At 26.2% G+C, this 18,995-nt stretch carries 18 protein-coding genes; 16 read left to right on the plus strand and 2 right to left on the minus strand.

Annotation, left to right across the window (positions count from 1 at the left end; translation table 11 throughout):
- Positions 1-53 precede the first annotated feature (53 nt).
- The 6 genes from pgmB to IC174_RS07050 all read left to right on the plus strand — a co-directional run bounded on the left by pgmB (position 54) and on the right by IC174_RS07050 (position 8,306).
- Positions 54-734 carry a beta-phosphoglucomutase gene (gene pgmB / locus IC174_RS07025; RefSeq protein WP_227434848.1) on the plus strand — a complete coding sequence of 227 codons (681 nt, stop codon included), beginning with the start codon at positions 54-56 and terminating at the stop codon, positions 732-734.
- Positions 731-3,028, plus strand: coding sequence for a glycoside hydrolase family 65 protein (locus IC174_RS07030; protein ID WP_227482507.1), 2,298 nt, complete (start codon positions 731-733; stop codon positions 3,026-3,028). Before pgmB ends, IC174_RS07030 begins: the two co-directional genes overlap by 4 nt.
- Before the next feature lie 217 nt (positions 3,029-3,245).
- Positions 3,246-4,139 carry a glucosaminidase domain-containing protein gene (locus IC174_RS07035; RefSeq protein ID WP_227482508.1) on the plus strand — a complete coding sequence of 298 codons (894 nt, stop codon included), beginning with the start codon at positions 3,246-3,248 and terminating at the stop codon, positions 4,137-4,139.
- Positions 4,140-4,186: 47 nt separating this feature from the next.
- Positions 4,187-6,487 (plus strand): glycoside hydrolase, encoded by a 2,301-nt coding sequence (locus tag IC174_RS07040; RefSeq protein WP_227482509.1) that lies wholly within the window; start codon positions 4,187-4,189, stop codon positions 6,485-6,487.
- A gap of 393 nt (positions 6,488-6,880) precedes the next feature.
- Entirely contained in the window at positions 6,881-7,609 is a 729-nt protein-coding gene (locus IC174_RS07045; protein WP_227482510.1) for an ATP-binding cassette domain-containing protein, read from the plus strand.
- A complete protein-coding gene (locus tag IC174_RS07050) occupies positions 7,602-8,306 on the plus strand; it encodes an ABC transporter permease (RefSeq protein ID WP_227482511.1) in 705 nt (234 codons plus the stop codon). Before IC174_RS07045 ends, IC174_RS07050 begins: the two co-directional genes overlap by 8 nt.
- Before the next feature lie 156 nt (positions 8,307-8,462).
- On the opposite strand, the gene IC174_RS07055 is transcribed toward IC174_RS07050, so the two are convergent.
- On the minus strand, positions 8,463-9,719 hold the full coding sequence (locus IC174_RS07055) for an MFS transporter (protein ID WP_227482512.1): 1,257 nt from the start codon (positions 9,717-9,719) through the stop codon (positions 8,463-8,465).
- Positions 9,720-9,977: 258 nt separating this feature from the next.
- Here IC174_RS07055 and IC174_RS07060 point away from each other — a divergent pair, with 258 nt between their 5' ends.
- The 8 genes from IC174_RS07060 to IC174_RS07095 all read left to right on the plus strand — a co-directional run bounded on the left by IC174_RS07060 (position 9,978) and on the right by IC174_RS07095 (position 16,582).
- On the plus strand, positions 9,978-10,475 hold the full coding sequence (locus IC174_RS07060) for an SPOCS domain-containing protein (protein WP_227482513.1): 498 nt from the start codon (positions 9,978-9,980) through the stop codon (positions 10,473-10,475).
- Between the two features lie 27 nt (positions 10,476-10,502).
- Positions 10,503-11,516 (plus strand): DUF11 domain-containing protein, encoded by a 1,014-nt coding sequence (locus IC174_RS07065; RefSeq protein WP_227482514.1) that lies wholly within the window; start codon positions 10,503-10,505, stop codon positions 11,514-11,516.
- Positions 11,517-12,148: 632 nt separating this feature from the next.
- The gene (locus IC174_RS07070; RefSeq protein WP_227434839.1) at positions 12,149-12,691 is read left to right on the plus strand and encodes an N-acetylmuramoyl-L-alanine amidase; all 543 of its coding nucleotides are present in this window, start codon (positions 12,149-12,151) and stop codon (positions 12,689-12,691) included.
- A 343-nt stretch (positions 12,692-13,034) separates the two neighbouring features.
- A complete protein-coding gene (locus IC174_RS07075; RefSeq protein WP_227482515.1) occupies positions 13,035-14,528 on the plus strand; it encodes a DEAD/DEAH box helicase in 1,494 nt (497 codons plus the stop codon).
- Between the two features lie 129 nt (positions 14,529-14,657).
- Positions 14,658-14,897: a hypothetical protein gene (locus IC174_RS07080; RefSeq protein WP_227482516.1), complete on the plus strand. Its 240-nt coding sequence runs from the start codon at positions 14,658-14,660 to the stop codon at positions 14,895-14,897.
- 84 nt (positions 14,898-14,981) lie between these two features.
- The gene (locus IC174_RS07085; RefSeq protein ID WP_227482517.1) at positions 14,982-15,146 is read left to right on the plus strand and encodes a hypothetical protein; all 165 of its coding nucleotides are present in this window, start codon (positions 14,982-14,984) and stop codon (positions 15,144-15,146) included.
- A 145-nt stretch (positions 15,147-15,291) separates the two neighbouring features.
- Positions 15,292-16,056, plus strand: coding sequence for an alpha/beta fold hydrolase (locus IC174_RS07090; protein ID WP_227434835.1), 765 nt, complete (start codon positions 15,292-15,294; stop codon positions 16,054-16,056).
- An 82-nt stretch (positions 16,057-16,138) separates the two neighbouring features.
- Positions 16,139-16,582: a VOC family protein gene (locus IC174_RS07095; RefSeq protein WP_227482518.1), complete on the plus strand. Its 444-nt coding sequence runs from the start codon at positions 16,139-16,141 to the stop codon at positions 16,580-16,582.
- Positions 16,583-16,894: 312 nt separating this feature from the next.
- On the opposite strand, the gene IC174_RS07100 is transcribed toward IC174_RS07095, so the two are convergent.
- On the minus strand, positions 16,895-17,752 hold the full coding sequence (locus IC174_RS07100; protein ID WP_227482519.1) for a LysR family transcriptional regulator: 858 nt from the start codon (positions 17,750-17,752) through the stop codon (positions 16,895-16,897).
- 113 nt (positions 17,753-17,865) lie between these two features.
- Between IC174_RS07100 and IC174_RS07105 the strand changes: the two genes are divergently transcribed.
- Both IC174_RS07105 and IC174_RS07110 read left to right on the plus strand, forming a co-directional pair.
- Positions 17,866-18,438: a chromate transporter gene (locus IC174_RS07105; protein WP_227434833.1), complete on the plus strand. Its 573-nt coding sequence runs from the start codon at positions 17,866-17,868 to the stop codon at positions 18,436-18,438.
- On the plus strand, positions 18,435-18,995 hold the full coding sequence (locus IC174_RS07110) for a chromate transporter (RefSeq protein WP_227482520.1): 561 nt from the start codon (positions 18,435-18,437) through the stop codon (positions 18,993-18,995). The genes IC174_RS07105 and IC174_RS07110 overlap by 4 nt, the downstream gene beginning before the upstream one ends.

Consider the following 18,995-nt stretch of genomic DNA (forward strand, 5'->3'; position numbering starts at 1 on the left):
AAAATAAATTAATTATTAGTCTAAAAAATCCTTATAGAGAAAGGGGTACAAGAATGCTAGAAGCATTTATATTTGATTTAGATGGAGTGATTACAGACACAGCATATTATCATTATTTAGCTTGGAAAAAACTAGCTGATGACATTGGCATAGATATAGATATAGAATTTAATGAGTCTTTAAAGGGTATAAGTAGAATGGAGTCATTAAATAAAATATTAGAATATGGATATAAAAAAGATTTATTTTCAGAAGAAGAAAAAATGAAAATGGCAGAAGACAAAAATAACTATTATGTATCTTTAATAAACAAAATAACTTCAAATGATATTTTGCCAGGTATAAAAAATTTACTTGATGATATAAAATCTAATGATGTAAAGATAGGGTTGTCTTCTGCAAGCAAGAATGCTACAAATGTATTAAAACATCTAGGCATAAGTGATAAGTTTGATTTTATAGCAGATGCGTCAAAATGTAGGAACACCAAACCATATCCAGATATATTTCTTATGTCAGCAAAGGGACTTGGTGTAAATCCTAAAAATTGTATAGGAATAGAAGATGCAAGTGCAGGTATTGATGCTATAAACTCAGCCAATATGTTTTCTGTTGGAGTTGGAGATTATAAAAATCTAAAAAAAGCAAATTTACTTGTAAATTCAACAAGTCAGTTAAATTTTAAGTATATATTAAGTGAGTATAATAAGTATATAGTTAGGAGCATTATATGAAATGTTTGTTTGATAATATAAATGAGTGGAAAGTTATACAAGACAAGATTGAAATTAAAGAAAATAGATTAGCAGAGTCTATAATGAGTATAGGCAATGGTTATATGGGTATGAGAGGAAACTATGAGGAAAGATATAGTGGAGATAGCCATAGAGGTTCTTATATAGCTGGAGTATGGTTTCCTGATAAAACTCGTGTTGGATGGTGGAAAAATGGATACCCAGAATACTTTGGTAAAATTCCTAACTCAGTTAACTATATAGGGATAAGAATTTTCATAGATGGGGTAGAGTTAGACCTTGAAAAATGTAATGTTGAAAATTTTTATAGAGAATTAGATATGAAAAATGGTATTTTAAAGCGTAAATTTACTGTGAATATTAATGGTAAAAAATTTGAAGCTAATATAACAAGATTTTTAAGCGTATCAGTTAAGGAATTAGCTGTAATAAAGTATGATATAAAAGCTTTGAATTCTAGTGCTAAAATAAAATTTATTCCATACTTAGATTCAAATATAAAAAACGAAGATTCAAATTACGAAGAAGAATTTTGGAATGCAGTTTCTTCAAGTTCCTCAGAATATAGAGGAAATATACTTTCACGTACAAAAGAAAATACATTTAAGACACCCATATTTACAGTAGGTGCAACGATGCATATTAAAACAAGAGGTAAAGTAGATGATATATCTTATTTAAGTACTGATAATTACTGTGAAAATTCAATAACAATGGATGTTTTAGAAAACGAAACTATTGGAATAGAAAAATATGTAACAATAACTTCCACTAGAGATTATAGTGAAAATGAGTTATTAAAGAAATGTGATGATATCTTAAATATAGAAATATCTAAAGAGTATGAAGAAATTTTAAATGAACATACAAAATTGTGGAATAAAAGATGGGAAAGTGCAGATATAAAGATAGAAGGAGATAAGAGTAGTCAACAAGGTATAAGATATAATCTATTTCAATTATTCTCGACTTATTATGGAGAAGATTCAAGATTAAATATAGGGCCAAAAGGTTTTACTGGTGAAAAATATGGAGGTGCTACTTATTGGGATACAGAAGCATATTGTCTTCCAGTATATTTAGGTGTAGCAGATAAGAGTGTAGCAAGAAATCTTTTAGTATATAGATACAATCAGCTAAAGCAAGCAAAAGATAATGCAAAAAAACTTGGACTTAAGGGAGCACTATATCCAATGGTTACTTTCGATGGAGTGGAATGTCATAATGAATGGGAGATAACATTTGAAGAGATTCATCGCAATGGAAGTATAGTATATGCAATATATAATTATACAAATTATACAGGTGATTTTGGATATATAAAAGAAAAGGGCATAGATGTAATAGTAGAAGTAGCTAGGTTTTGGGCTAGTAGGGTACATTTATCTACAAGAAAAGATTTATATATGATACATGGAGTTACAGGCCCAAATGAATATGAGAACAATATCAATAATAATTGGTATACTAATTATATAGCTAAGTGGTGCTTAGAATATGCTGTAGAAAATGTCTTAAAGTTAAAAAAAGAGCATAGCGAATGTGTTGAAAGAAATAATGTAAGTTTAGAGGAAATTGAAATCTGGAGAATAATATCAAAGAAAATGTATTTGCCATATGATGAAGAATTACAAATAATAGTTCAAAATGATAATTTTTTAGATAAGGAATTTATAGAGGTAAAGGATTTGCCAAAAGAGAATCTTCCTCTTAATCAAAAATGGTCTTGGGACAAGATTCTTAGGTCATGTTTTATAAAACAAGCAGATGTGTTACAAGGAATTTATTATTTTGGGAATATGTTTACTAAAGAAGAGAAAAAGAGAAACTTTGATTTTTATGAAAAATATACTGTACATGAGTCTTCTTTATCTTCTAGTGTTTATTCTATTATTGCTTCTGAAGTAGATGACTTAAAAAAAGCTTATGAATTATACTCAAGAACAGCTAGGCTTGATTTAGATAATTATAATAATGATACTAATGATGGTCTTCATATAACTTCAATGTCTGGCTCATGGCTTTCTATTATACATGGATTTGCAGGGATGAGAACATGGAATGAAACACTATCTTTTGAGCCTAAGTTACCTCAAGAATGGAATAATTATTCTTTCAATATAAATTATAGAGATAATAATATCCATGTTGATGTATATAGTAATTTAATTAAGATAGAAAATTTAAAGGGAAAACCAATAAAAATTATTGTATATGGAGAAGAGTATGTATTAGAAAAATCTATAGAAATTAATAGAAGTAAATTGAAATAATGTCTTAGTGTATAAATAGTTAAAATAAATTTATCTAATTTTAAATTTATTTTAACTATTTTTTATTTAATGCAAACCTATATATTATAACAATAATCGTGCTTTAAATTAAATATATTACATAAATCTTCATAAAATCTTCATAATTTCGTAAAGAATATGTAACAAAAGTAGGGTATATTGTATTCTGTAGAGAATATAAGGGAGGAAATAATTTATGAAGAATAAGAAGTTCATTATAGCAATACTGATAATAATAGTTGGAATAGGTGTGTTAGTAAAAGAATATTCAATTAAAGAGATAAATAAGGCTGATATAGATGTTAGTAAGTATATAGAATATGCTGATTTAGCAAGTGAAAATAATGCACAAGTTAATTGGAAGTATGTGGCTTCTATCATTGCTGTATTAAATAAAAATAAGTTAGAAAAAGTTAATGATTCACAAATAAAAGAAGTATCAGATTTATTTGTTAAAGATTTTTCTAAAAATAATAAAGTAGAAAATTTAAGTAGTGTTTTAGATGAGTTGAAATTTAATAATAAACAAAAAAGATTGGTTAATGATTATATAGAGGACCTTAAAGATTATGGAATAAAGCCAGAAAGATTAAAATCTGATACACAATATATGAAATTTATTAATGAGATTGAAACATCTGCTATACAAAACTATAAAAATTATAAAATATTGCCATCTATAACCATTGCACAAGCAATAATTGAGTCTAGTTGGGGTAAATCAAGTTTAGCAAAAGAGTATAATAACTTATTTGGTATAAAGGCTGATGCCTATTGGAGAGGAAAATCAGTTACTTTAGAAACAAAAGAACATTTAGATACAATTATAGATGATAAATTTAGAATATATGATGATAAAAGTGAATCTATAAAAGACCATGCAGAATTTTTAGCTACAAATAAAAGATATAAAGCCAATGGTGTATTTGATGCAAAAACATATATCTATCAAGCTAAAGCATTAGAAAAAGCAGGTTATAGCACTGCAAAAGATGAAAGTGGAAGTAACATATATGCAGAACGTCTAATAGAATTAATTCAACAATATAATCTTCAATTAATAGATAGTGAAATTCAAAGTAAATTGTAACTTTGGTGTAACATAAGGGTGATATATTTATCGAGGAGGTGGATTTTATGAAAAAAATATTCTCGGTATTTACAAGTTGTATAATTATTGCAACTACTATCACTGGATGTAGTAGTAGTGAGGTTATTAATGACACATCATCTATGTATAATGTCAAAAATCTGGACTTTAATTTTGAAGTAAAACCAGAAACTTTTGAGGTATCAGTAGAATCTAATGGTTTAAAGGAAAAGATATCTGAACCATTAAAAGAAAGGAAAGTATCAAATTTTAAACAGACAAAAACAGAGACATCATGGACATATCCTGATGAAAACATAGACATAAATATAAAAAAAGAGGAAAGCTATTTAGATGTAGATATTAAATCTAATTCAGAAAAAGAAGCTAGTTTTAATTGGCCAAGAATTGAAGGCGAAAGTTATGTGTTACCACTTTATGAAGGTAAATTTATACCAAGTGATGATAAATACTGGAAAGAGCATTTAAATGAATCAGCTTACAATGTCATAGAATCCTTTTCGATGCAGTTTTTTGCAGTAAATAAGACAAAGTATTCTGTGCTTTATATTATTGAAAATGAATTTAATAATGAGATTAAATTTAATTCTAAAGATAAAATTAATTTTACATTTACACATGAATATCCAAGTATAAATAAAAATAAAGAGTATGGATTTAAAATATATTTGACTGATAAAAATATTACAGATGTAGCAAAAACCTATAAAAATTATATAGTTGATAAAGGTGAGTTTAAAATATTAGAAGAAAAATCTAAGGATAATAAAAACATTGAAAAGCTTTATGGAGCTCCTCAGATTTATTTTGCAGACAAATCTATAATAACAGTAGGTGATATTAAATGGGACAAATTAAAGGAAAATTTATCAGATGATTTAATTAATTGGATGAAAGAACTCCTAAGTAAAAAACCTGATAATAGTGAATTTATAACTGTACTTAATCAAATAAAAACCCAAGATTATATAGATAAATATCAAAAAAATCAAATAGTTCAAGCCTTTAATCAAGTTATGCAACTAAATACTTTTTATAATAGTAAGGTTTTTGATAGTAATGATAAAGAAATAAAAAAAGTACTAGATAAAGGAATATCTAAATTAAATAGAGTAGAACTTATAGAGTTTAACAAAAAGTTATTAAAGTCAAAATTAGGGAATAGTGTGAATAAAATTGATACATGGGCAAGATATAATACAATTGATGTAATTAATGATATGAATAAATCTGGTATTGATAATGCTTGGATAGGATTTGATGATATGGAAGAAGGTTATGTATCACCAGAAATAGTCAAAAGAGCTAATGATTTAGGTTATCTTGTAGGACCATATGATTCATATCATTCTATACACAAGCCAGGGGAAGAAAAATGGAGTACAGCATCATTTAAAGATAAGTCACTATATGAAAATGCTACTATAGAAAATAAAAAAGGTGAAAAAGAATCTGGATTTCAAGGAGAAGGAAGACAACTAAATCCTACATTATCTTTACCAAGTGTAAAAGAGAGAGTAAAAAGTATATTGAATGAGGGGTATGAATTTAATTCTTGGTTTATAGACTGTGATGCTACAGGAGAAATTTTTGATGATTATTCTCCAAATCATATAACAACACAGTCACAAGATTTAAAAGCTAGACTTGAAAGAATGTCATATATAAGAGATAATGCAAATATGGTTATAGGTTCAGAAGGAGGAAATGACTTTGCAAGTAGCACTATAGCATTTGCACATGGGCTTGAAACACCAGCGTTTGCTTGGGTAGATAAAGATATGAGTAAGAACAAAGAAAGTGAATATTATGTTGGTAGATACTATTCTCCAACAGGAGGAGTGCCAGAAGTCTTTTCAAAGCAGATACCTGTAAAAGAAAAATATAAAAAAATATTTATAGACCCAACTTATTCTTTACCTTTATTTAGATTAGTTTATAATGATTCTGTTGTATCTTCTCATCAATGGCTATGGGGAACTTTCAAAATTAAGGATGAAGTTGGAAGTAGAATGATGAAAGAAGTATTATATAATACACCACCTATGTATTATATAGATAGAACTGAATGGGAAAAACATAAAGGTGAAATAATTTCTCATGATAAAGTATGGTCAGAGTTCAATAAAAAGGCTATTAAAAGAGAAATGACAGACTTTAAGTTTATTTCTGATGATAGATTAGTTCAAATGACTAAATATGGAGATGATTTAAAAGTAGTAGCTAATTTCTCTGAAAAAGATGTTAAATATGAAAATGAAATTGTAAAATCAAATTCTTTGGTAATATATGATAATAATAAGAAAATTATGTATAAACCAGAATAATAGATTTAATGAAAATAAATTCTATCAAACTCACATATAAAATAATATTTAATTAAACTATACAAAATGGTGACTATAATTAATTTTAATAATTAAGATAGTCACTATTTTTATATCATTTTTAATATTGAAAGCTTTACTTCAGTAATATTAAATATCCTAATTATTCTAATATATGTCATACTCATTGTGCCTCTTAATAAATATAAGTTTTATTTTTATTTTAGACAATATATTGACTTTTTGTATTTGAAATAGTATTCTTAGATAAGACACTATATTGTCTAATTGAAGTAATATTATTTTATGAATTATGAATGAATCAAATTTGAAAGATTTAATAAACACTAAAAATAAATACTGGTTCATAGAGAAAGGAAAATATTAAAGAAAATGAATACAATCATTAAAGTTCAAGATTTGGTAAAAGTATTTGATAATCAAGAGGTCATAAAACATTGCAATATAAATGTAGAGAAAGGAAGTATTTATGGATTTTTAGGTGCAAATGGAGCTGGAAAAACTACAGTACTAAAATTGATAGCAGGTTTATTAAAACAAACCACTGGGAATATAATGATTTCTGATATGAATATATCTGAAAATCGTAATAATATTTTAAGAAAAATTGGATGTATTATAGAAACACCAATTTTTTATGAACATTTATCAGCTGAGGAAAATTTAAAGATACATAATGCTTACATGAATTTTTATGATGCAGATATAAATGCTGTTTTGCAAAAAGTAGGACTCGAAAATACTGGAAAGATACAGGTATGTAAGTTTTCTTTGGGTATGAAGCAAAGGTTGGGGATTGCTCGTGCAATGATACATAATCCAGATATTCTTTTACTTGATGAACCTATCAATGGTCTTGACCCTATGGGAATAAAACAAATGCGTGATTTATTCAGAACACTTGCAAAAGAATATGATATGACACTTATTATTTCAAGTCATATATTAAGTGAAATAGAGTATATAGCTGATACAATAGGCATTATTTCGAATGGAAGTATTTTAAAAGAAATTCCTATGTCTACAGTAAAACAAGAATTTCCTAATGGCTTGGAAGAGTATTTTTTTGAAATAATGAATGGAGGAAACAACTGTGTATAAACTTATAAAATTAGAACTAAAAAAAAATAATATTCGCCCTTATCTTCATGCCATGGGTATCATTACCTTATGTGTATTAGGATTTTTGTATACATTTGCTATGATTGCTTATACAGGGGGGGATACAGATTCTGCTGAGTTTTCTAATTACCATAATATTTGGGTAATCACTAACGTTCTACAAATGTCAGCTTATGCCATTTTATCAGCTGTATTGTTTTCCACATTTGTTATAAAAGAATATTCTGGAAAAAATGCAATTTTGATTTTTACTTATCCAATAAATAGAAAGACTTTATTGAACTCAAAGATTGTATTGATAGCTACATTATGTTTGAGTTTTATGTTGCTTGGGACGATTATTTCCCTCCTTATATTTATGGTTACAGAAGCTTTTTTTCCTATGATTTCTGATAATTTTACTCTTGGATTGTTTTTTAAGATTATTATTGAAACAATTTTGTGTGCTGTATTCTCTTTATTTATAGGTGTAATTTCTGCTAGCATTGGATTTCGAAAATATTCCATTCAAACAACGATTATAGTCTCTGTTATTCTTGCTTCCTGCACTGCTAACATTATAACAACTATGATTCACACATATATTCCTTTTATTATTGTATGGATAGTAGCAGCAGTATTAGCTGGACTTTCGTATTTATGGCTTATCTCAAAAGTTGAAGACATAGAAGTATAATTGTATACTTAATAAAGGTAGTTCTAATGAATAAAGCAACAGATAATAATGCGTCATACTTTATTTATCTGTTGCTTTTTAACATTTTGTGGATGATTAAAGTATGTTTTCCAATCGGTTTGTACATTTAAAAATAATTTTTAATTATTTTATACTTTATGCTTTTGATTCATTCTTATATAGATACTTAGCAAGAATTGAAATTAATAGCATAATTATGAACATACATACTATAGGTATATAGACTGTGGAACTGAAAATTTCAAATAATTTTCCATGCATAATTTGACCAACTGGAGCAACACACTGTGATACAGCGGTAATAGTAGCCATTACTTTACCCAATAATTCATTAGGAGTTTGTTTTTGAACAATAGTTAAAACGAATATAGTAATAATTGTCATAGACATGGCTATAGGTATAACACAAATAAATAACAATATAAAAGATGGATAATATCCTAGTCTAAGCATTAAAGGTGAAATAGAAATAGCCATTGGTATCATCAGAATACTAATTAACATTAACCAGCGATACAGTGTATTCATTTTCATTTTTTTAGCAAACAGACCTATTGAAAGTGCACCTAAAACACTACTAAATTCAATAATTCCTATCCCTATGCCATACATATTATTACTACTATGCATTGTTATACGTAAAATATATTGTATTCCTACAAGTAAGAATGGAGTCAAAAATAAATTTAAAGAAGCAGCTAGAATCATGGCTTTACTAATATAAGATTGTTTTATAACATAAGAAAATCCTTCTTTCATATCACTGACTATTGTTGATACTATGCTTCCATTAACTTTTCTTTTATTAAAAGGTATATGAATAAACATTTCCATTACTGCGGATAGAAAAAATGCAATACAACTTACAATAAGAAGCATCTTAATTCCAATAAGGCCATATAACAAACCTCCAAGTACAGGAGCAAACATACTTGAAAGAGAGCTTATTCCGTTTACAATTCCATTTGCTTGTTCTAAATCTTTTTCATTTGCTATTAAAGGTATGCTTGCTTGCACAGTAGGTTGATACATAGAACTAATAATTGATAATAGTACCATAATAACCCCAATTAATACAATAGAATTATTTAAAGTAGAAAGAAGACAAATAAAAGTAAAAATAATAACTGAACTAATAAAATCAAATATAACCATTAAATTTTTACGATTAAATCTATCAGCTATTGCACCACCAATTGGAGAAAATAAAAGAGGTATGCTTGATATTGCGTATAAAGTTGCAAATATGTCTGCACGTCCTGTCATATCTAAAATATAAGTGGAAAGTCCAAATCTTAACAACGATGAACCAAGTATAGAGACAATTTGACCAAGTACTATTAAATTAAAATTCTTATTAAAACAACTATTCATTTTATTTAAATCTTGCATTTCTAGAACACCTCACTTTTTAAGACTGACCGTCGGTTTAGAAAAATTATAATCAATCACAAATAAAAAGTCAATAGAAATATTTAATTTATAATTTTAAAATTATATTTTTATTTTAAATAAAAGGTATGATATCTATCAAAAATATATCATATCTTATAAATAGCGATATTTCTTTCATACAAAATTAAAAATGGTAATTTGAAATAGTTATAATGAATAGTATTAATATATAGATATAGGGAGATTGATGAAATCATGCATGAAAAAGATAAGGTTATATATAATCTGGAAGAATGTGAGAGTCTAGAAAATACACTTTACTTCTCTCAATTTAATACATATAAAAATTTTAAGCTAGTTTCTAAAAAATCTGGAGTAAATTTATTAGATACATCTATTTGTGGCATGAATATCCACGATATAAAATTGATTGATACAATAGAATGTATGTCGTTAGAGGATGAGCAGATGACTGGTAAAAAGTTAATTTTAGTTGGCGATATAAATACTAACATAAGGTTAGAAAATATAAATAATGCTAAAAGAAATAGGAATTTTACAAAGAAAAATATACTTGAATTAAAAATACCTTTTAGTACATTTATACAAATGCCTAGAGGAATAAAAAATAACGATAAAATTAATTTAAAGTATATTATACAAGATATAACATCATCCATTTTAGATGACAATAATTTATTTATAAGTATAACTACAATTATAAGTTATGACAATAATTTTAAAATAAGATAATATTTAAATTATAGAAAGGTGGGTGCAATGAGAGGTATCAATGAATATGGGGGAGATTTTAGTTATAAGTTATTATCTAGAAGCCCTATAATAACAAAAACTACTTTTAGTAATATTGTTTCAAATGATATGAGTGGAAATATTTTAGAGGTAGAAAAATATGTTGATAAAGAATGTGCATCTGTATTTGATATTTTAACATATACTATTGTTGTTACAAATATGAGTAATCGCAAAACTGGGAATATATTTTTTAAAGATTATATTTCTAAGTACATAAAATTTATAAATAATACTGTAGAAGTTAATGGTATCAGAAAGGGTGGATTAAATCCACAACAAGGTTTTTACATAGGTAAAATAAATGGAAATTGTAAAAAAATAATATCTTTTAAAAGTATAGTATTAGCAAATTCAGCATGTAGGGTTATAGAAAACCACGCTAATATATATTATTATTATAAGTATGATATGGAAAAATTTCCAATGAAAATATCAATAGAAAGTAATCGTGTTTATACAAGTATTAAAAAAGCTGTATTTAAACAATTAAATATAAGCAATACTTTAAAAGCACCTAAAAATCTAAAAGATATATTAAAAGTGAATACAAATAGCAAAATACTTAGTATAAAACTTATAAAAAATCCTATAAATAAAGACAAAAATCTAAAACTATGCAATTTAATAATTGTTGGAAGTATAGAGTTTGAAATTAACTATAGTTGTAGAAATTATAGTAGATTTAAATCAGTAAATAAATTAGATAATAGTTATAACATTCAAGAAGATAAGGACTATAGAAGCAATATAAAAATGGCTAATGAAAATATCGAAAATTACAAAAATCAAATTAATATTACTCCTAGCAAAGTTAAAAAAGTTACTAAAACCTTTGGTTTCTCTTGCTTTATTTGTTCACCTGTTGGAATAGTTTATGAAGATGTAAAAAGTATAAATATAAAAACTGAACATATATCAATAAATGAACTGAATAATGGTGAATTATTCATAAATACATCACTTTTATTATACTATTAATTGGTTGTACATAAAATTTAAAATTACTAAAACAATTATATGGTTTAATGTATACAAATATTATTATAGATTAGATATAAGGTGATAATTATTGTTAAAATAGCATCAATTATAAAAAATCAGTTAATCAAGTATTTATGACTTATAAATTGATTATAAAGCCTTAACAATAAGCTATTATCAAATAATTTATTATAATATTATAATGACAAGTATATAGTTTAAGAATAAAAGTGTTAGCAAAGTTAGAGATAAGAAATTTATGATTCTTGAGGAAATTTTAGCTTGCAATATATCTGTAATAAATATAGAAATATAAATTTAATAACCACAGTATTCTTAGGAATACACCAAATAATTCAATGTTTGTAACATATACTGTTAGATAATGTGTTGAACTATAATACTTATACTGGATTTACAGTAGTTATTATGAAATAGAGTTAAATAATAATTGTAATAAATAAAATTAAGCATCTAGATTTATGCTAAAATAAGACAAATATGTTAAAAAAATGATAAGTTATGAGAACTTTTGCCATCTTCAATTAATATATTATTACTAGTAATAGCTTTAAAATCATATTACTATTATACAAATTTTAGCTTTAAAAGAAGGTGACAAAAAGTAAATGAAAATATGCATAACAGTAGGTCATAGTATACTAAAAGGTGGAAAAAGTACAGGTGTAAATGCAATAGTTGATGAGTATAGTTATAATAAAAAATTAGCTCCTATGTTAGCAGAGATGCTCATAAGTCAAGGTAATACAGTAGATGTAATAATTTGTCCAGAAAGACATTTTGTAGCAGAAAAAGAAGAGTTTTTTTATAGAGTTCCAAAAGTAAATAGTGGCAAATATGATTTACTAGTAGAGCTACATTTAAATAAAAGTGATGGAAAAAGCTTTGGTGCAGAAGTACTTTATTATGGTAATGAAGGATTAGAATATGCTAAAAGAGTATCTAATAAACTTGGAGAATTATTTGAAAATAGAGGAGCTAAAAAAAGAGAAAATTTATATATCTTGAGAAACACGAATCCAGTTGCAATACAAATTGAAAGTTTTTTCTGTGATAATGTGGATGATTGCAATAAAGCCAATGAAGCAGGTTATGACTATATAGCACGATTAATTACAGAAGGTATTTTGAATAAAGATATAGGTATGTGAGATTATGGTAATTTAGGTATTGATTAATACCTTTTAATCTTAGATATAAATTGAAAAATTGTCTAGGAATATAAATTAAACCTAAGAAGTATACTAATTCAGTTTATTTAAATCAATTTAATTATCTAAAAAAAATACCCCTTGAAAATATTGACTTATCAATGTTAATAAGGGGTATTTTTTTAGATTTTATTTTGATTTAAGGACTAGTTCATAATTTTTTCTGCTAAAATCTATATATAATGATAAAAAGTATAAAAATATCGGTGTCTTACATTATAATAATATAATGGAGAAAAATATAATTGATAAGATAAAAATAAACATAATAAGGTGGTAATATATGAAATATACATTCGAAAGCTTTAAATTGGATAAAAAGATACTTAAGTCATTAAAAAATTTAGAATATAATGTACCTTCTAAGGTACAAATAGAAGTTATTCCAGAATTGTTAAATAGTAAAAATATAGCAGTAAAATCAAAAACAGGAAGTGGGAAAACAGCAAGTTTTGCAATACCTATATGTGAAAATATTGATATAGAATACAATAATATTCAAGCACTTATAGTAGTACCAACGAGAGAATTAGCGCTACAGGTAAAAGATGAGATATCAAGTATAGGAAGGTTAAAGAAGGTAAGATGTAGTGCTATATTTGGTAGACAATCTATAAAAGAACAAGTAGCTGAGTTAAAGCAAAGGGTTCATGTCGTTGTAGCTACTCCGGGTAGAATAATTGACCATATAAATAGAGGCACTATTAATTTAGAAAAAATAAAGTATTTAATAATAGATGAAGCTGATAAAATGTTTAATAAAGGTTTTCTTGAACAAATGGAAACAATATTAACAAATATACCTAAAGAGAGAACATTAGGTCTTTTTTCAGCTACAATAGGTGAAGAGATAAAATATATATGTGAAAAATATATGCCAGATTACAGCATTATAAATGTAGAAGGAAATGAAAGTAACACTAATGAAGGATTAAGACAAATAGATGATAAAATAATCAAGTCAAAGGAAAGAAATAAGTATGTAGTTTTAAAAGAATTAATATACAGCGAAAATCCAAGGAGTGTAATAATATTTTGTAATACTAAAGAAAAAGTATCTAAACTATATAATAAAATGAGTAAGGAAGGTTTTTTGGTAAGAGAGTTACATGCAGATTTATCACAAGAAAAAAGAATATTTGTGATTAAGGATTTTAAAAATATAAAGTTTAATGTATTGGTTAGTAGTGATGTAGCATCTAGAGGAATACATATTGATGATATTTCTTTAGTCATAAACTATGATGTGCCACAAGATAAGGAAAACTATATACATAGAATAGGTAGGACTGGTAGAAAAGGAAATAGTGGAAAAGCTATCACTATAGTAGATGAAAAAGATGAGAAATATATAGATAATATAGAAACATATGTAGGATATAAAATAAATGAGTTAACTAATATAGAACAAAGGAGTATTATTAAGGGTAAAGTTTTGTTTGAAGAATATTCAAAAGAAATTTTGAAAGAAGTATCGAAAAGAAAAAAAATTGCTAAAAATTTAAATAAAAGTGGAGATATAAAATCAAATCTAGAAAATGAAGTAGTTAAATTGTATTTAAATGCTGGCAAAAAGAAGAAGATAAGGGTATTAGATATAGTTGGAGCATTTAGTAATATAAAAGGTATTACTAATGATGATATAGGTGTAATCGAAGTTCAAGATTTATGTTCATATATAGATATATTAAATTACAAGGGAGACTTGATATTGAAAAGATATAAAGAGATTCCTATAAAGAAAAAAATGGTTAAGGTAAAAAGAGATATACAATAATTCAATTATCATTATTAGTTAATTATTATAATAAATTGCATTGGTTTTGTATTTTCTAAGTATAATGAGATTATAAAGGCTAGATAAAATAAAATTAGAAGAAAAAAGAATTTGATTAAGAGGTACTATATGAAATATTTTGGAAATGGGTTAAGTGAAGTACACAAAGAATTAAATAAAATCATACGTAAAGAAGAAAAAATAGAACAGGTAAAAACACTATTTTTAGAAATTCATTCAAAATTACATCTCTCAGAAATATCAAATACAGAAAAAAATGAAGTGGACAAACTTATTAATGACTTAAACAGAAATGAATATGCTATTGTGCCAACAAGTAAAGACGAAACTATTGCATGGGTTTTGTGACATATCTCAAGGATTGAAGATTTAACAGTAAATGTACTAGTTGCCCAAAAAGAACAAATTTTTAATGAACAATGGAAAGAGAGATTGAATATTTTTATTACAGATACAGGAAATGCTCTCTTTGATTATGAAATTATGAATTTAAGTAAAAGTATCAATACTAATGAATTGCTTTGCTATCGAGATGAAGTTGCAAATGGAAAGAACATTTTCGTACAAAAAAGAAACTTTACAGAAGTTAGATTATAATAACTTAAGTAAACAACAAATCAACTAAGGTATTATTGATTTTGGTTATACTCTAAGTTATACTATTTTTAAGTGTTTATGACAATAGTCATTTTAAATGTAAATCATAAACATATATTTATAGAAATATTAAAGGGGGAAACATATGGCATACTTTAAATATAATAACAAACAGTGCTACTATAATGAAATTGGAGATGGTACACCATTACTTTTTTTACATGGAAATACAGCCTCATCTAAGATGTTTGATGATATAATCGATTTTTATAAAGATGAATATAAAATAATATTAATTGATTTTGTTGGTCATGGCAAATCTCAAATGGTTGATAAGTTTTCTGTCGATTTATGGTTTGATGAGGCTATGCAAGTTATATGTTTTTTAGAAAAGATGAACTATAAAAAAGTAAATATAATTGGCAGTAGTGGAGGAGCTCTTGTTGCATTAAATGTTGCACTTGAAAGACCCGATTTAGTGAATAAGGTAATTGCAGATAGTTTTGAAGGAGAAGCTCCTCTAGAGTCCTTTGTGCAAAATGTGAAATTAGAGCGTGAAGCATCAAAGCAAGATGATGATGCAAAAGCTTTTTATATTTACAATCAAGGCGAAAATTGGGAGCAAGTAGTAGATAATGATACAGAAGCTATTTTTGAACATTATAAAACTATAGGTAAATTTTTTCATAAACCTCTAGAAACTATGCAACCAGATGTACTTTTAACAGGAAGTAAAGAAGATGAATTTGTATCTTTAGTAGCTCATGATTTCTTTGAAAATACTTTTTCATCACTTCTTGAAAAAATTAAAAATGGAAAAATGCATCTGTTTAATAAAGGTGGGCATCCAGCTATTTTATCAAATGGATTAATTTTTTCAAATGTAGCAAAGAAATTTTTAAAAGAATAATTTAATGATATAATTTGAGCATGGAATAGAGTGTGTTATGGAAATAAAGAATACTTTATATTTTATAAAGGCGTTGGAATATATGAGATACGTACATACAAATATAATAGCAAGAGACTGGGAAAAGCTGTCTGAATTTTATAAAGATGTATTTGAATGCAGAAAAGTACCACCACAAAGAAACCTAAAAGGTGAATGGTTGGATAGATTGACAGGGATAAAAGATGCTCATATTGAAGGTGTGCACTTAGCTTTACCTGGATATGATGATTGTTTACCAACATTAGAAATATTTTCATATAATTTATATGGTGAAGTGCTTCAAAAAAATATAAATAATTATGGTTTTTCACACATCGCATTTGAAATTGAAAATGTTGAAGAAACCCTAAATAAAATAAAAAGTGCAGGTGGAGGTCAAGTTGGAGAAATTGTTAAAACAAAATATCCTAATGGACAAGTTGCTACATTTGTATATGCAACAAATATAGAGGGAAATATTATTGAATTACAGAGCTGGGATTAAATAATAACACAAACAAATTTTTATTTATATTACAAAAAATTTAAAAAGGGTGTTATTAAAATATGTAATTAGACATATCTATTATGTATTGATAATACTTTTTTAATAAATTGGTCATCCTGCAATTTTATCAAATGGTCTTGCTTTCTTAAAAATAGCTAAAGGTTTTCTTAAGAAGTAATTTAAAAAGTTTTTGTATATAATAATGAATAACAAACAATGGAAGAGAGACTTATAAAAAGTAATAGATATTGCTTATAAAAAGGATACTTGATTATTTCATAGAGAATTTATCAGGTATCCTTTTAAATGCTAAATTAATTGACATAGTTTTTCTAATGAGGCAGATTTATACTTATTTTTATTTATTACTACAGTAATATCATTAAAAAGTTTAAAATCAGGAATAAATATCTGTATAAGGTTTCCTTTTTCTATTTCTTGCTCAACTAGAATTTTAGGAAGAATTGAAACACCTAAACTATTTTTAGTAGCTTCTATTAGGGATTGTGAATCTACACTTTCCCAGCTTGCATGTACTTTGTAACCTTGCAAGGTTACAGCTGATTCAAAAGTTTCACGTACAGCACTTCCTCTTTCTCGTAATAGTAAATCCATACCCAATAGTTGAGATAAACTTAACTCGGCAGTATTGCAATAGCTTGGTGAAGATACAATGCATAATTCATAAGAAGAAAATTTTCTGATTTCTAATGCGCCTTGTATGATTTTCCCTTCAATAAAAGCTATATCAACCTTTCCTTGTTTCAATAATTTTAATGCTTTTAATGCACTATGAACTTCAACGTTAATCTTAGTATTTGGATATATTTCTTGAAATCTCCTTATTAATTGAGGCAGCCATATTTGAGCAAATGTAATACAAGACGCAATATGTATGGGCGTTTCACACTCTAAGTTTTTAATCCTTGATTCAACATTTTCTAAATTTTCAAGTATTGGCAAAATTTCTTGTAAAAGAAGTTCTCCTGTTTTTGTTAATTTAACACTTTTATGTAATCGCTCAAATAATTTGGTTTCAGCCTCATTCTCAAGCTCTCTTATTGCATGGGAAACTGCTGATTGTGTAATAAATAGATTATTTGCAGCTTTAGTGAAATTTTCTACTCTTGCAACTTCTCTAAAAATAATGCAATGTTTAAAATTCATAATTAGACTCCTTTACTCATGAATTAAATTCATGTCTGCAACAATATTTTATCATTTTACAAATAGCAGTACAACATTTATAATATGTCCATGTGCACATAGAAAGGAATATTATGAGAAAAAATATTAAATTGTATTTATGGCTTTGCTATATAAGTTTATTTATAAGTGCCTTTACTTTTGGTGGTGGATACGTTGTTGTTCCTATGATAAAAAAGTACTATGTTATGGATAAAAAAATATTTAGTGAATCAGAGCTTATGGAAATGGCTACAATTGCTCAATCTTCACCTGGAGCAATTGCAATCAACTTAAGCATTTTAGCAGGTAAAAGAACAGCTGGATTTATAGGAGTAATTATCAGTTGTATTTGTTCAATTATACCTCCTATAGTAATTTTAGGACTTGTTTCAAGGTGGTATGTTGCGTTTTCTTCAAATATTTATATAATTGCAATCTTAAAAGGTATGCAGGCATGCGTTGCTGCATTGATTGTAGATTTGACTATAGATATGTATAAAATGATTCTTAATGAAAAATCAATGTTATTAAATCTATTAGTACCATTTTCATTTATTGCTTGTACTTTCCTTAAAATTAATGTAATACTCGTATTACTTTTAAGTTGTTTGATTTGTTTATTTGCTATATATATTCAACTTCGAAAAAAGGGGGAGAGTATATGATTATAAATTTATTCTTTACGTTTTTGAAAATAGGAATGTTTAGTATAGGTGGTGGTTATGCTATTATTCCAATTATACAGGAACAGGTAGTTTTTAAGCAAGGATGGATAACACAAAAGGTTTTTACTGATATTATTACAATTTCTCAAATGACTCCAGGTCCATTAGCTGTTAATACTTCTACTTTTGTTGGTATGCAAGTGGCAGGAATTGAGGGTGCTATATCAGCAACAGTTGGTTGTATAATATCAGGAATAACTATTTCTATGTTTTTATATGGATTTTTTAAAAAATATAAGAGTTCGAAATTTGTTTTTGAAATTTTAAATGGACTGAAAGCATCCTCTTTAGGATTAATCATCTCAGCAGGATTTACAATTATATTGTTGACATTTTTTGGTTCTTCAAATTATTATACTACCAATATTTTCAAAAATATAGATATTATAGCTGTTATTTTATTTTGTTGTTCATTGTACTGTTTACGAAAATATAAGATTGGACCTATACTTATGATGGTGTTATCTGGATTGTTTGCATTAATTGTATATTTATAA

The sequence above is a fragment of the Clostridioides sp. ES-S-0001-03 genome (assembly GCF_020676075.1).
Lineage (GTDB): Bacteria > Bacillota > Clostridia > Peptostreptococcales > Peptostreptococcaceae > Clostridioides.

Coding starts and splice junctions, on each gene's coding strand:
- IC174_RS07110 (WP_227482520.1), top strand. CDS start 18,435: ATGATTATAAATTTATTCTTTACGTTTTTGAAAATAGGAATGTTTAGT.
- IC174_RS07105 (WP_227434833.1), top strand. CDS start 17,866: ATGAGAAAAAATATTAAATTGTATTTATGGCTTTGCTATATAAGTTTA.
- IC174_RS07090 (WP_227434835.1), top strand. CDS start 15,292: ATGGCATACTTTAAATATAATAACAAACAGTGCTACTATAATGAAATT.
- IC174_RS07080 (WP_227482516.1), top strand. CDS start 14,658: ATGAAATATTTTGGAAATGGGTTAAGTGAAGTACACAAAGAATTAAAT.
- IC174_RS07095 (WP_227482518.1), top strand. CDS start 16,139: ATGAGATACGTACATACAAATATAATAGCAAGAGACTGGGAAAAGCTG.
- IC174_RS07070 (WP_227434839.1), top strand. CDS start 12,149: ATGAAAATATGCATAACAGTAGGTCATAGTATACTAAAAGGTGGAAAA.
- IC174_RS07100 (WP_227482519.1), bottom strand. CDS start 17,752: ATGAATTTTAAACATTGCATTATTTTTAGAGAAGTTGCAAGAGTAGAA.
- IC174_RS07040 (WP_227482509.1), top strand. CDS start 4,187: ATGAAAAAAATATTCTCGGTATTTACAAGTTGTATAATTATTGCAACT.
- pgmB (WP_227434848.1), top strand. CDS start 54: ATGCTAGAAGCATTTATATTTGATTTAGATGGAGTGATTACAGACACA.
- IC174_RS07060 (WP_227482513.1), top strand. CDS start 9,978: ATGCATGAAAAAGATAAGGTTATATATAATCTGGAAGAATGTGAGAGT.
- IC174_RS07035 (WP_227482508.1), top strand. CDS start 3,246: ATGAAGAATAAGAAGTTCATTATAGCAATACTGATAATAATAGTTGGA.
- IC174_RS07055 (WP_227482512.1), bottom strand. CDS start 9,719: ATGCAAGATTTAAATAAAATGAATAGTTGTTTTAATAAGAATTTTAAT.
- IC174_RS07030 (WP_227482507.1), top strand. CDS start 731: ATGAAATGTTTGTTTGATAATATAAATGAGTGGAAAGTTATACAAGAC.
- IC174_RS07045 (WP_227482510.1), top strand. CDS start 6,881: ATGAATACAATCATTAAAGTTCAAGATTTGGTAAAAGTATTTGATAAT.
- IC174_RS07065 (WP_227482514.1), top strand. CDS start 10,503: ATGAGAGGTATCAATGAATATGGGGGAGATTTTAGTTATAAGTTATTA.
- IC174_RS07075 (WP_227482515.1), top strand. CDS start 13,035: ATGAAATATACATTCGAAAGCTTTAAATTGGATAAAAAGATACTTAAG.